Origin of the sequence: Aeromonas sp. D3, assembly GCF_027705025.1 — a bacterium.
GTDB lineage: Bacteria > Pseudomonadota > Gammaproteobacteria > Enterobacterales > Aeromonadaceae > Aeromonas > Aeromonas salmonicida.
Genome location: NZ_JAPDBE010000007.1, coordinates 131,217 through 144,545, shown reverse-complemented (window position 1 = coordinate 144,545; position 13,329 = coordinate 131,217). Strand labels below are relative to the sequence as shown.

The 13,329-nt window shown below is 54.8% G+C and carries 11 protein-coding genes; 4 read left to right on the top strand and 7 right to left on the bottom strand.

Features of this window, described 5'->3' with window-relative positions; all coding sequences use genetic code 11:
- From OKC28_RS06955 to OKC28_RS06925, 7 genes are all read right to left on the bottom strand, one after another.
- Positions 1-152, bottom strand: a 152-nt coding sequence (locus OKC28_RS06955; protein WP_270688371.1) for a pyruvate kinase, incomplete at its 3' end; no start/stop codon positions are given.
- Positions 153-313: 161 nt separating this feature from the next.
- Complete coding sequence (locus tag OKC28_RS06950) at positions 314-643, bottom strand: glucose PTS transporter subunit EIIB (RefSeq protein ID WP_256688222.1); 330 nt, start codon at positions 641-643, stop codon at positions 314-316.
- A gap of 78 nt (positions 644-721) precedes the next feature.
- Positions 722-2,782, bottom strand: coding sequence for a beta-galactosidase (locus tag OKC28_RS06945; RefSeq protein ID WP_256688221.1), 2,061 nt, complete (start codon positions 2,780-2,782; stop codon positions 722-724).
- A 63-nt stretch (positions 2,783-2,845) separates the two neighbouring features.
- A complete protein-coding gene (locus OKC28_RS06940; protein WP_256688220.1) occupies positions 2,846-4,045 on the bottom strand; it encodes a glycoside hydrolase family 53 protein in 1,200 nt (399 codons plus the stop codon).
- Positions 4,046-4,063: 18 nt separating this feature from the next.
- Positions 4,064-4,915 carry a sugar ABC transporter permease gene (locus OKC28_RS06935; protein ID WP_059112374.1) on the bottom strand — a complete coding sequence of 284 codons (852 nt, stop codon included), beginning with the start codon at positions 4,913-4,915 and terminating at the stop codon, positions 4,064-4,066.
- A 13-nt stretch (positions 4,916-4,928) separates the two neighbouring features.
- Complete coding sequence (locus OKC28_RS06930) at positions 4,929-6,233, bottom strand: carbohydrate ABC transporter permease (protein WP_256688219.1); 1,305 nt, start codon at positions 6,231-6,233, stop codon at positions 4,929-4,931.
- A gap of 87 nt (positions 6,234-6,320) precedes the next feature.
- Positions 6,321-7,556, bottom strand: coding sequence for an extracellular solute-binding protein (locus OKC28_RS06925; protein ID WP_256688218.1), 1,236 nt, complete (start codon positions 7,554-7,556; stop codon positions 6,321-6,323).
- 570 nt (positions 7,557-8,126) lie between these two features.
- Here OKC28_RS06925 and OKC28_RS06920 point away from each other — a divergent pair.
- The 4 genes from OKC28_RS06920 to OKC28_RS06905 all read left to right on the top strand — a co-directional run bounded on the left by OKC28_RS06920 (position 8,127) and on the right by OKC28_RS06905 (position 13,284).
- Positions 8,127-9,209, top strand: coding sequence for an ABC transporter ATP-binding protein (locus OKC28_RS06920; RefSeq protein ID WP_256688217.1), 1,083 nt, complete (start codon positions 8,127-8,129; stop codon positions 9,207-9,209).
- Between the two features lie 409 nt (positions 9,210-9,618).
- Positions 9,619-11,640 carry a methyl-accepting chemotaxis protein gene (locus OKC28_RS06915; RefSeq protein WP_256688216.1) on the top strand — a complete coding sequence of 674 codons (2,022 nt, stop codon included), beginning with the start codon at positions 9,619-9,621 and terminating at the stop codon, positions 11,638-11,640.
- A gap of 56 nt (positions 11,641-11,696) precedes the next feature.
- Positions 11,697-12,119, top strand: a complete 423-nt coding sequence (locus OKC28_RS06910; protein WP_219590105.1) for a hypothetical protein — start codon at positions 11,697-11,699, stop codon at positions 12,117-12,119.
- A 160-nt stretch (positions 12,120-12,279) separates the two neighbouring features.
- Positions 12,280-13,284, top strand: a complete 1,005-nt coding sequence (locus OKC28_RS06905; protein WP_059112381.1) for a glycoside hydrolase family 53 protein — start codon at positions 12,280-12,282, stop codon at positions 13,282-13,284.
- Positions 13,285-13,329 lie beyond the last annotated feature (45 nt).

Here is a 13,329-nt window from a genome sequence, read left to right as displayed (position 1 = left end):
CGCAGGTTGTTGATACGACCACCGTGCTCGGCGTAATCGCCGTGGGAGAAGTTCAGGCGCATGACGTTCATGCCGGCGTCCAGCATTTTGGCCAGCATTTCTTTGGATTCGGTCTTGGGACCTATGGTGCAGACGATTTTGGTCTTTTTCATATTTACTGACATGTACAGTCCAATGATTGAGATGAGAAATTGGTAATGAGTTGCGGTTTATGCGCCCTGGACAAGCCCATAACAGCGCCATGCGTCACGAACGGGTGACCAGATACGGGGCAGAACAGGCGGGTTGACCGGCGCTATCGCGCCGGATCACATTATTCAAACCAGCTCGCGAGATCCCGGCGCAGGTTGTCAGAGCGCTTGCCGAAGATGGCCTGAACCTCCTGCCCTATGATGATGACGCCAATGGCGCCCAACTGCTGCAACGCTTCGCTGTTTACCGGCGAGAGCGTCTTGACCTTGACCCTGAGCCGGGTCAGACAGGCATCAAACGATTCTATGTTCTCTTTGCCACCAAATGCCGCCACCAGTTGCCGGGTCACCGCTTCATCCAGCCCGGACAAAGCCTCTGGCTCCTGCCCTTGTTGCGATTTGTGGCCCAGAGCCAGACCAAACAGACGCTTGAAATCGTGTATGGATACCATGCTTGTCTCCCTTTTTTACCCGCAGCTCACGCACCGGGAAATAATCAAAAGAGCCCGTCGACAAGACGGGCTCGGGGTTTACTGAACCGGACGGCTCAAGACACGGCAGCCATAAGCCTCCAGGGCAAGTTCCCCTGTCAGAGGCTGGCCGGAACTCATCTCAGTGAAAGCAGATGGCAGCAACACCGATCTTGCCTCACAGGTGTAGTTCTGCAGGAAGATAAACTCCTGCTCACCATCGGTGCGACGCTGGGCTGTGACCCCCAACGGCAGTTCGGTGGCCAGGGCTCGTGGCAAGGCCAGCGCTTCTATCAGCTTGCCGAAGAAATCACGCTGAAACGCCAGATCATTGCGCGAGGCGATGTAATAGGCTTGTCCTTTTCCATGATCGTTGACCGTCACCGCCGGGCGGCCGGCATAGAAGTCACTGTCGTAGCTGGCGAGAGCTCGCGCCCCTTCCAACTGGATCAGATCGCACAATTGAGTCACCTCATAGGGTCCCTTCAACCTCAGCTCATTATCCGGCAGGCCACTGATGGCGTTGCGCTCATGGTCATAGAGACTATCGATCTCTTCTGCCCATATCCCGAGCACTGGCCGCAATGGCCCCGGGAAACCGCCGAGATGACAGAGATCCGTCTCGTTGACGATGCCGGACCAGTAGGTGGTCACGAAGCGCCCCCCCGCCTGGACAAAACCGTCGACCCGCTCGGCAAAGCCGTCGCGCACCATGTAGAGCATGGGGGCGATGACCAGCGAGTAAGGGCTCAGATCGCAATCTGCATTGATCACATCCACCGCCACACCCTGCTCCCAGAAGGCGCGATAGTGCTCGGCCACCGTCTTCTCATAGAAGAGACCGGCATTGCGGGGACCCTGGGCATTGTCCATGGCCCAGCGGCTCTCCCAGTCAAAAATAATGGCGACGCTGGCTTCCACCTTGCTGCCGGCCACGGCAGAGATCTTGCTCAGGGTTTCTCCCAGCGCCTGTACTTCGCGGCCAACCCGGGTATCGATGTGACCGACATGATCGACCACGGCGCCATGGAATTTTTCCACCGAGCCACGGCTCTTGCGCCACTGGAAGTACTGCACCGAGTCGGAGCCATGCGCCACCGCCTGCAGGGAAGAGAGGATATGCATGCCCGGTTTTTTCAGTTTGCTGATGGGTTGCCAGTTGGTCAGGCTGGGAGTGGACTCCATCAGATAGAAAGGTTTCCCCCCTTTCAGGGTACGCATGAGGTCGTGGTACATGGCGGTATAGGCCGCCAGGGTGCAGTCATCCTCGGCATTGTGCCAGAGGGGGTAACTGTCCCAGGAGATGAAGTCGATGACCTTGGCCAGTTGCCAGTAGTCATAGTCGTAGAAGTACTCCATGAAGTTGGTCGTCGCGGGCAGAGCCGGGTTTTCCGCCTTCAGGGGGGCTATTTCGGCGGCGCAGAAGTCACTGACCTGGGCCGTATTGAACCGCTTCCAGTCCAGATTCAGACCATGGATGGTGCTTTCGCCAATGGGCGATGGGGACTCTATCTGCTGCCAATCGGTGAAGGTATGGCTCCAGAAGGTACTCCACCACGCCTTGTTCAGGGCATCCAGAGTACCGTAACGGGCTTTGAGCCAATCGCGGAATTGATGCTGGCACAACTCGCAATGACACTCGCCACCGTATTCGTTGGAGATGTGCCAGGCGATGACACCGGGATGGTTGGCGTAGCGTTTGGCCAAGGCACCGTTGATCTGGCGCACCTTGTCACGATAGACGGGTGAGCTCATGCAGTGATTGTGGCGACCACCGTGCAGTGCCTTGACCCGGTTTTTGTCGGTGCGCAGCACCTCGGGATAGGCCGTTGACAACCAGGCGGGACGCGCCCCGCTCGGCGTGGCCAAGAAGGTATAGATGCCGTTGGCATAGAGCGTATCGAGTACCCGGTCCAGCCAGCCAAATTCATAACGCCCCTCTTCGGGCTCCAGACCCGACCAGCTGAAAATGCCGACCGACATCACGTTGCTGTTGGTCTGCTTCATCATCTCTATGTCTTTGGCCAGCACGGCAGGATCATCGAGCCATTGATCAGGGTTGTAATCGGCACCGTGCAACAGGACAGGCACCTTGCTGCTCAGGGGGGGAAACTTGAACATGCACTATCTCCATATGATGGACATCATCGCCGGCGGGCACACAGGCCCGCCGGTCATGGGTGGTTAGTTGAATGCCTTGATGGACGGCAACACCTTGCCCTGGCAATCGAACAGCGACTGATTCTCGCGGGCATTGCCCTCTTTCCAGTCATCGCTGTTGTATTTCATGCCAGCCTTGGTGGCCCAGGTGGCGCCCGGTGTCGGCAACCAGGCCGGCTCCCAGTAGAAGACCCCCTTGCCGCGCCCTTCCGGCACCTTGGTGACTACCTGCAACAGATCATGGAGATAATTGGCCTGCCCCTGAACCGTGGCGGGATACCCGGCGTCATCCGCCTCTTTCGAGGTGAAGTTGTTTTCGGCGTTATCGCAGTTGGCTGTGGTATAGCCGTAGGCCGCCTCGACCACGATCAGATCCTTGTCATAGCGCTTGCTGATGTCATCCATGTTGTACTGGAGGGCATTCATGGGGCCGTTCCAGTAGATGTAGTAAGAGAGACCTATGATATCGAACGGCACCTTGCGCTTGGTTATCTCGTCGAACCACCAGATGAAGGTGTCATTCTTGGTCCCCTCCGCCAGGTGAAGCATGATTTTTATCTGATCCCCATGCTCTTTTACTGCCTTGATCCCCGCATTCAGCAGACCCGCCAGACGGTCGAATTCTCCCCCGTTCTGGCCCCAGCTCTTGCCTTCCGGCCACAGCATGCCACCGTTGATCTCGTTGCCCACCTGCACCATGTCCGGCAAGACTCCGGCTTTGGCAAAGGCATCCATGGTGGTTTTGGTGTGTTGATACACAGCCTCGGTCAGCTGGTCGATATTCATGTTGGCCCATGCCTTGGGCTTGTTCTGCCGGGCTGGATCCGTCCAGAAATCGCTGTAGTGATAATCCAGCAGGAACTTCATGCCATTGGCCTTGGCCCGCTGAGCCAGCGCTATGGTGGTCGCCAGATCATTGTTGCCGCCACCATAAGGCTTGCCATCAGCATCCTTGGGCTCGACCCACAACCGCAGGCGGATATAGTTGAAGCCATTTTCCTTCAAAATGGCCATGGCATCCTGCGGGTTGCCATGCTCATCAAAGAACTTGCCACCGTGCTTCTCTACCTCGGCCAGCATGGAAACATCGGCACCCTTGATAAAGTCAGCCGCCACCTTGACCGGCTGGATCTGCACCGTTTCAGCCGCCAGAACCGAGGGGGCCATCATGGTCAATCCAGTGGCCAGCATGGCCGCCACCAACAAACTGTTTTTTAATTTCATCGTTGAGGTCCTGTGTGATTAGCCCTTGGTTCCGCCTGCGGTCAGGCCGGAAACAAAGTACTTCTGCAGTGAGAGATAAAGGATGGCGACGGGCACGGCGATGAGCACGGCACCGGCCGCATAGGTGGTGTAACTGGCCCCCATCTTCTGGGCGACCAGGTTATAGAGCCCGATGGGCAGGGTGAATTGATCCGGGGTACGCAAGATGGTACTGGCCAGGATGAAATCACCGAGCGGGCCGGTAAAAGAGAAGAGGGCCACCACCGCTATGATAGGTTTGGAGAGGGGCATGATGATCTCAATGAAGATCCGGAAGTTGCCCGCACCATCCATCCGTGCCGATTCATCCAGATCTTTGGGAATGGCATCCAGATAGCCTTTCATCAGATAGGTGTTCATGGGGATCATGCCCCCCACATAGACCAGTACCAGCGCCAGATGGCTGTTGATCAGACCCAGCATCTGCGCCAGCACGAAGATGGCGATCAGGGCCGAGAACTGGGGCACCATCTGCAGCAACAGAAACAGCATCAGTCCATTCTGGCGACCGCGAAAGCGGAAGCGGGAGAATGCATAGGCGGTAAAGCTGACGCTGATCAAGGTGAGCACCATGGTCAGGAAGCTGATCTTCATGGAGTTCCAATACCAGGCGGCATAATCAATCCGGCCATCAAACAGCTCCTGGTAATGCAGGAACGACAGATTGTCAGGCATGATCGAGGTATTGAGCAGGCTGCTGCCCGGATTAAGGGAAGCCCCCACAGTCCAGATAAGTGGATAGATGATGATCACCGCGACCATCAACAGCAGCACATAACTGATGCCCAGCCGAATAAAGTTACTCTTTTTAACACTGTGTTTGACGCTCATATTCCAGCTTTCCTTAGGCCATATCATCTTGCTTGAAGGAGTTGGTTGCGCGGAATTGCCACAGCGCGATACCAACTACGAAGATGGACAGCAAAATCGTAATGCTGGCCGCGATGGAATATTGAGAGGAGGACATGGTCAATTTGTAAATCCAGGAGACCAGAATATCCGTACCACCCGCATTGGATCCAATTACAGCCGGACCACCGTTATTGAACAGATAAATAATGTTGAAGTTATTAAAATTGAAGGTGTATTGGGTAATCAGGATCGGCGCAATCGAATAGAGTACCAACGGCAAGGTTATCGTGGTCAATTTGTGCCATGTGCTGGCACCGTCTATGGTAGCCGCTTCATACAAATCGTCAGGAATAGCCTGCAGTACGCCAGTGGTCATGGCGAAGACAAACGGGAAACCCAACCAGGTTTGCATCAGGATCAATGCCGTTTTAGTCCAGAAAGGATCCGTCATCCACTGCTTGGGCTCAATACCTAATGACGCCAGAATGCCATTATTGATCACCCCAAAGGTTTCATTGAACATGCCGGCAAAAACCAGAATGGTGACAAAACCTGGCACTGCCCATGGCAATATCAAAATGGTGCGAATGAGCGCTTTAAACCTGAGGTCTTTCTGATTGACCAGGATCGCCAACAGGACACCAACCGAACATTGCAATGTGGTCGCAATCAGGGTCCAAATCACTGTCCACTGCAATACGTCCAGCAAGGTGGAACGCCACAGATCCAGACGAAATATATTAAAGAAGTTTTTCAGCCCAACCCAGTCAACCAGCTTGGCCGGTGGCGTGTGATACAAATCATAGTTGGTAAAGGCAATAGAAAAACCAAAAATAATAGGAAAGACCACCACGAACACCAGCAGAATAAAACCCGGGGTGATCATCAGATAAGGGAAACCTTCACTCAACAAAAGCTGATATTGTTTTCTGATACCAGATAATGCATAGCCCTGATCCCGCTTTTCACCACAGAGATAAGCATCGCGGAGCCCCCAGTAATAGATACCGAGACCAAACGTCGCGATCAAGACACTGATCACCCCTTTAGCCAGCAGAAACACTGAGTTATCTCTCGGCAACTCGGTCCCCAGCGTAAATAGCCCCCAAAATCCTTGTTGTAAAAAGTCATTGAATACGCCAAGGAAACAAGACATGACGATAAAAAACAGCGCACCTTTGATAAACTGCTTGTTATAAAACTGACCAAAGCCCGGGATCAGCGATAATAATGCCGCAATCTTGGCGTGCTGGGTTTTTAAACCAACCTGTGCGATTTCGCTGGAATCGACAACCACAATATACCTCCTATCCTTAAAGAAACATGGGTAGCATCAAGCAGCTTAATACTACCCATGCAGGCAAGGCGTAACGCCTGCGTATCGTTAATCCCGGTTTGCGTGGTTTGCCTCAATCTGCATATTGATGGTTTTAACGGCACCATTCAGGGCAGCCTTGACATCTTGCTTGCCGGTCACGCTCAATTGCAGAGCGCTATTGGAGGGCGTCCATACTTCTTGCATTTCCGGTACACTTGGCATGGGAACGGCATAACCGGCCTGGATGGCAACGGCCCTTGCTTTCTCATCCCCCTTGATAACCGGATCATCAATCAGTAACTTGACGGGTGGAATCTCACCTGTCTTCTCAAAACGAATTTTGGCGTATTCAGGCTGGTTGATAAATTCGATGAATTGTTGAGCCAACTCCTTCTGAGTGGAATAAGTAGAGACGCTGTATCCCTTTACCCCAAGGAAAGATCGCATGTGCTCGCCATTTGGTAGAGTGGGCAGTGGTGCCACCCCATAATTCACGCCGGCGTCTTGGTAAGGTTTGAATGCCCAGGGGCCAGTAATAACGGCAGCAGCTTTTTTCTCGGTAAACAGCGAGTCGATGGCATTTGCACCTGTCTCACCGACGATCCCTGCCGGGAACAAGCCATCCGCGTAGAACGATTTGAGGAAGGTGACCGCATCAATCGTCCCCTGATTGGCCAGCCCGATATCGTTCACATTCAGGGAACCATTGGCATTCTGGCCGAAAATATATCCCCCCATACCGGCAACGACGCCATATGAGTAATAAATCTCGTCAAATTTGGCTAGCAGACCATATTTGTTGGCGGCGCGCTGCTCTTTGGAAACTTTGATCAAGTCATCGAAGGTTTCCGGTGCTTTTGGCAGTATGTCCTTGTTATACACCAGTACTATGGTCTCGACCGCTTTAGGAATACCGTACAACTTGCCTTCATAGGTCTGCGCATCCACGGCGGGCTTGGTAAAGCTGTCCATGTACTTGGCATCCACCTTGAGTTCGGACAGCAGCCCCTGCACCACGGCACCACCGACCTGATCATGGGGAATGACCAGTACATCGGGACCTATGCCTGCCGGGCCATCCAGCCGCAGCTTCTCGATTTGCTGCGCATATGGCATCTCCTGGATCTTCACTTTCACCTTGTACTGGGCTTCGAATGCCTTGATCGCATCTTCAATGCCATTGGACTTCTTGATGTCTTCCCACACCAGCAGCTCACCCTCTGCCGCCATCACCCCATGGCTCAACAGGCTGCCCGCCCCCAATGACAACATAATCACTGCTGTTAACTTATTGATTTTCATCTTTTATCCTTGTCCCTGTTCAAGCTAAAATGATTGTTCCGTCGTGTTTTTTGCCGTGCATCAAACTAATGTGTGTAATAATTTCACTCTTTCCAATCACACGGGTATGACTCTCTGTCTACCAAGCCACTACACAATCTCAGCAAGGGTTGCAGGCTGCGTTGCCAAAAAACGCGACAAATTACATAACTAATTGATTAATAATACACTTTCAGTTCTGTACCATGAGATCCGGTATGCTTTCCCGGTACACCTCACCAGGCCACTCCTCCATGAACTCACCCGAGAGGGCCGCCACAAGGGTAACGGTTACACCGAATGTGATTACGGTAAGCGGAGCACGTCATATCTACCAGCAGCATATGCAAAGGTTGTGATCTCATACACAAAAGAAACAGCATTTTGTGCAAGCGGTTACACTCCACTGTTATATTCCCGCCACAAGTGATGTATGCAGTCGTCGCGAAGCGGGTTTCCGGCTGTTTATGTCTGGTTCCTGATGTGTTCCCCGTGTCACAAACGACATCGAGCATCATGACAGATTGGATTTATAATCAAGGAGTTAGCAGTATGGCGAGTATCAGTCTGAACAGTGTTGTCAAGCGTTTCGGCACCAACGTGACACTGCACAATGTAGATCTGGAGGTGGAAGATGGTGAATTCACCGTTTTTGTCGGCCCCTCAGGTTGTGGCAAATCAACCTTGCTAAGAATGATCGCCGGTCTGGAAGAGATCTCCGACGGCCATATCGCAATCGGGGGCACTGTGGTCAACGATGTTGCCCCTGCCCACCGTGGCGTCGCCATGGTATTCCAGTCCTATGCCCTCTATCCCCACATGACTGTGGCTGAAAACATGGGTTATGGATTGAAAGTGAACGGAGTGCCCAAGGATGAGATCCAGCATCAGGTCGGCATGGTTGCCAAGACGCTGCAACTCTCCCATCTTCTTGACCGCAAACCAAAACAGCTCTCGGGGGGACAACGGCAGCGGGTTGCCATTGGTCGTGCCATAGTGCGCAACCCCAAGGTGTTCCTGTTTGATGAGCCCCTCTCCAACCTGGATGCCGAACTGAGGGTCGAGATGCGCCTGCATATCGCCAAGCTGCACCAGGAGCTGAAAACCACCATGATTTATGTCACTCATGACCAGATCGAGGCCATGACACTGGCAGACAAGATAGTCGTGATGAACTACGGCAAGGTGGAGCAAGTCGGCTCACCCATGGATCTCTATTACAAACCAGTCAATCAGTTTGTGGCCGGCTTTATCGGTTCACCCAAGATGAATTTCCTGCCAGCCCAGGTCATTAGCTGGTCTCCCAGCCAGTTGGAGCTCGCACTATCAGAGCAAAGAACCATCACCCTGCCCATCATCACCAACGAGCTGGCAGCTGGCAGTACTATCACATTGGGCCTGAGGCCAGAGCACCTGGTTCCTGGCGGTGATGGCATCCATCTCTCCTTCACCTGTGAAGTGGTTGAGCGCCTTGGCAACAGTACTTATCTGTTCGGCCAATGCTGTGGCATCGACGGCTTCAAGCTGCTGCTGCCCGGTGACAATGCCTTCAAGCCGTACCAGCAGCTCGATGTTTTCTTCTCACCTGAGCACTGCCTTGTCTTTGCCGCCGATGGCACCCGGATCAGCCGCTAACCCCTCTGCCTTCTCTACACCCGCTTTTATCCATGCCAGATTTGCCCCCGCCAATACCGGGGGCTTTTTTCTTCCCTGATCCCATGCCCTGCCGCTCACCCTTCACCTCAGACCCAAAGCACTCCCTTCCTGCAGCACAAAATACCAGCGAAATGAGAGCCGGCTCTCAACCCTGTTTAAATCCTGTTTGGTTGAGCACCATGGCGGTGTAACAATAACCACAAACAGTGAAAAGTTACACAAAATCAGTGAATTTGAGTACAAGGACACGCCTCTATAAAGCGTCGTGAAGTATGACTCACACTCACCAACCTCCTGATAAAGCTGGCTAATAATACCATATTGGTGATCCTCATCGACGGTCAGCCATGTCACTCTCAACATGTAAGCGATACCAATGAAAATACCAATGCCACAGATATCCATCATCCAGCGCCTGATATTGGGCTTTGGTCTGATCATCACTCTGCTGGTTCTCGCCGTAATGGTCTCGTTACGAGCAGGCAACCAGTTGGCCATGCAGGTCGACATCCTGACTGGCGAGGTTGCTCCCACTCTGGTTCAAAGTCGCTCGGTGACCAAAGACTTGTTTATGCAAGACAAGGCGCTGCGTGGCCTGCTCACCCTGCAGGCGAGCGATGACGTCAGCAAGGGACGAGCCGAGCTTGCACGCTGGCAGCAGGCGTTTGAACAGGACTTGGCACTGCTTGGCAACAAGGCCTCGCACCACCCGGCCATGATCAGCCGCATCCATGCCCTGACCGAGCAGCAGACGACCTATTGGCAGCTTGCAACCCAGATTGTTGACAGCTATGCCGCCAACCTGAAGAGCCAGCAGATCCTGACAGAAGACACCTCCCTGACCCGTGACAACAAGCGCCTGCAGGGAGATCTCGCCATGCTGGTTGAAACACTGGGTGCCCACTACACAGCCGGACTCAAGAATGCGCTGGTCAACCAGCTGGAGCTGTTATTCACCAATACACAGGCGGCGATGAAGCTGCAGGATGCGGCCCGTATTGCGGGGCAACTGGCCGGCAACCAGACACTCAGCAAGGCTATCCAGCGCCAACGCCAGACACTGGCGGCAGAACTGCTCAAGCAGGAGAGCGCCTTTGGCGGCAAGATCGATCTGGAGCAGTCGGTGGGCACCCTGTTTGACCGGGTTGTACAACAGAGCGCAGGCAACGCAGGTTTGCTGGCAACCCACCTTCGCCTGGCACAAGAGAGCGATCAACTGCGCAACCAGAGCACTCAGGCCACCCGTATCATCGACTCGGTGCTGGGTGAGCTGGCGGAGATCGACAACAGTATCGATACCCAGCTTGCCCTGCGGGTGCAGAGCAGCAAACAGATCCTGAGCCAGCTGAAATCCCTGCTGTTTGTCGGTCTGCTGCTGTCGCTGGCCGCCAGCGCACTGGTGCTCTGGCGCATCATTCACTCCATCCGAACCCCCATCAAGCAGACCCTGACGGTGCTCGAAGCCCTGAGTCGGGGTGACATGACAAGGCGCATCAGCCATCGGCAACAGGATGAATTCGGTCAACTGGCCAAGGGGATCAATGCCCTCGCCCAGGAGATGAGCAACATGCTGGGGCAAATTGTGATGGCCGCCAGCTCGCTGGGGGAGATGGCCAACCAGAACCAGTGTGCCCAGCTCAATGCGCAGCGGCAACTGGAGCAGCAGCGCAGTGAAACGGCCAGTGTTGCCAGCGCCATGCTCGAGATGGAGCACACGGTACGCGATGTGGCAGAGAGCGCCGGACATGCCCAGCAAACGATCAAGGAGGTGTCGACGCAAGCCCGTTCCGCCAGCACCATGAGTGAAAACACCCTGACGCGCATGACCCAGCTCTCCCATCGTCTGGCGGATTCGCGCCGCATCGTCGAGGAGGTTCACGGGCTGGGCAACAACATAGGCAGCATTCTGGAATTCATCAGCCGGATTGCGGAACAGACCAACCTGCTGGCACTCAACGCCGCCATTGAGGCAGCAAGAGCCGGAGAACAGGGCAGAGGCTTTGCCGTGGTGGCAGACGAGGTACGCCAGTTGGCCAAGCACACCACAGAATCCACCACCACTATTCAGGCGATGATCACGGCGCTACAGCAGAGCGTGCACAGGGCCGTCACCACCATAAGTGGCTGCACCGATGTGATGGCACTTTGCGCCGATGACAGCGAGCAATCCCGTCACACCCTCATCCACCTCGCCAACTCGCTGCAACAGGTGGCGGATCTCAGCATCCAGATCGCCATTGCTGCCCAGCAACAGCAGAACACCAGTCAAGAAATTGCCAGCAACATGAACAATATCAACAGCATCTCCGACGATAACCAGGAGATGCTGACCCGCGTTGCCCACACCAGCAGTCAGTTGCAACAGCTCTCACAACAGCAGCTCACGCTGGTACAACGATTCAGCCTGTAACCGATTGCCGGTCGACACCGGCCGGCGCCACTGAGACACAACACAAGGAAACGACAATGCTCAAACACACGCTCCTGGCCGCTACCCTGCTTGGTTGCCTTCATCCAGTCTGGGCCGCCGAGGCCGATACGGCGCAGACTCGTCCTCTCTTCCTGCGCGGGGAGATGAACAACTGGGAGGCCCCGGCCGCCCAGCAACTGGTCCAGAGTCAACCTGATCTGCTCACCGTCACCACCAGCCTGCAAGCCGGCCACGGCGCCTACAAATTCAAGATTGCCGATGAGAAGTGGAAGAGTGATACCACCTACGGCCAGTTCGACCCCGCCAGCAAGGTGGAAGCCGGCAAGCCAGTCATCGTCAAGGCCGGTTACCAGTGGAGCGACATGAAGTTCACCCCCCTCGAGGATGGGGCCTACCTCTTTACCCTGGATCGCCGCGATCCGGCCAGCATCCAGCTGACGGTGAGCAAGGCGCAGTAACGCTCCCATGGGCCGTCTCCGGCCCATATTACGTTTGCCCAGCGCCTGCCTGGATGTGCCATGGCCATGGCGCATCCAGGCAGGCGATTGCCCTACAACCTTCCCCCTGCCCCGGGTTCAGCCATGAGCCCGACCCCTTTTCAATTACGGAGAAACAAGGATGAAACTGAGTTTGATCAGTGCTCTGGTGCTTGGCGCCAGCATGCTCTACCCGTCAGAAAGTACTGCCATGGTCAAGGGAGCCGACGTCAGCTGGCTAACCCAGATGGAGCAGTCCGGCTACAGGTTTTACAACGACAGTGGCAAGCAGCAAGATTTGTTGCTCACCCTGAAGCAGCACGGCATCAACGCCATCCGGCTGCGGGTCTGGGTCAATCCGGCCGGAGGCTGGAATAGCCTCAACGATGTCATCGCCAAAGCCAAACGGGCCAAGGCGGCGGGCCTCGATATCATGATCGACTTTCACTACAGCGACAGCTGGGCCGACCCGGGTAAACAGACTAAACCGGCTGCCTGGCAGGGCTATACCTTCGAGCAGTTGATGTCCAACGTCTACTGGCATACCTACAACTCGCTCGTCGCCCTGAAGCAGGCCGGCATCACGCCAAAATGGGTACAAGTTGGCAACGAGACCAACAATGGCATGCTGTGGGATGACGGCAAGGCATCGGCCAACATGCGCAATTTTGCCTGGCTGATCAACAGTGGTTATGACGCCGTCAAGGCCGTCAACAAGTCGACCAAGGTGATAGTCCATCTCGCCAACTGCGAGAACAATGCCCTTTACCGCTGGATGTTTGACGGCCTCAAGGCCAATGGCGCCAAGTGGGATGTGATCGGCGCATCCATCTACCCCACCCAGACCGGCAATGGCGATTGGTTCTCCATGAACAACCGTTGCTATGACAACCTTGCCGATATGGTCAGCCGCCATGGCAAGGAGGTAATGATAGTGGAGGTGGGCATGCCCTGGGATGATCCGAAAAACAGCTACGACACCCTGGTCGACCTGCTCAACAAGATGAAATGGATCCCGGACAACAAGGGATTGGGCGTCTTCTACTGGGAACCCCAGAGCCATAACGGCTGGCAGAATTACTCGCTCGGCCTGATGGATCAAGGTGGCAAACCCACCTATGCCATGGATGCGTTCCTGCAAAACTGATCGCAACATCACCACTGATAGCAGGGGGAGCTCTTGGCATCCCCC

Excerpts from the sequence above, each read along its gene's own strand:
- OKC28_RS06950 (WP_256688222.1), bottom strand. The coding sequence starts at position 643 with ATGGTATCCATACACGATTTCAAGCGTCTGTTTGGTCTGGCTCTGGGC.
- OKC28_RS06945 (WP_256688221.1), bottom strand. The coding sequence starts at position 2,782 with ATGTTCAAGTTTCCCCCCCTGAGCAGCAAGGTGCCTGTCCTGTTGCAC.
- OKC28_RS06940 (WP_256688220.1), bottom strand. The coding sequence starts at position 4,045 with ATGAAATTAAAAAACAGTTTGTTGGTGGCGGCCATGCTGGCCACTGGA.
- OKC28_RS06935 (WP_059112374.1), bottom strand. The coding sequence starts at position 4,915 with ATGAGCGTCAAACACAGTGTTAAAAAGAGTAACTTTATTCGGCTGGGC.
- OKC28_RS06925 (WP_256688218.1), bottom strand. The coding sequence starts at position 7,556 with ATGAAAATCAATAAGTTAACAGCAGTGATTATGTTGTCATTGGGGGCG.
- OKC28_RS06920 (WP_256688217.1), top strand. The coding sequence starts at position 8,127 with ATGGCGAGTATCAGTCTGAACAGTGTTGTCAAGCGTTTCGGCACCAAC.
- OKC28_RS06915 (WP_256688216.1), top strand. The coding sequence starts at position 9,619 with ATGCCACAGATATCCATCATCCAGCGCCTGATATTGGGCTTTGGTCTG.
- OKC28_RS06910 (WP_219590105.1), top strand. The coding sequence starts at position 11,697 with ATGCTCAAACACACGCTCCTGGCCGCTACCCTGCTTGGTTGCCTTCAT.
- OKC28_RS06905 (WP_059112381.1), top strand. The coding sequence starts at position 12,280 with ATGAAACTGAGTTTGATCAGTGCTCTGGTGCTTGGCGCCAGCATGCTC.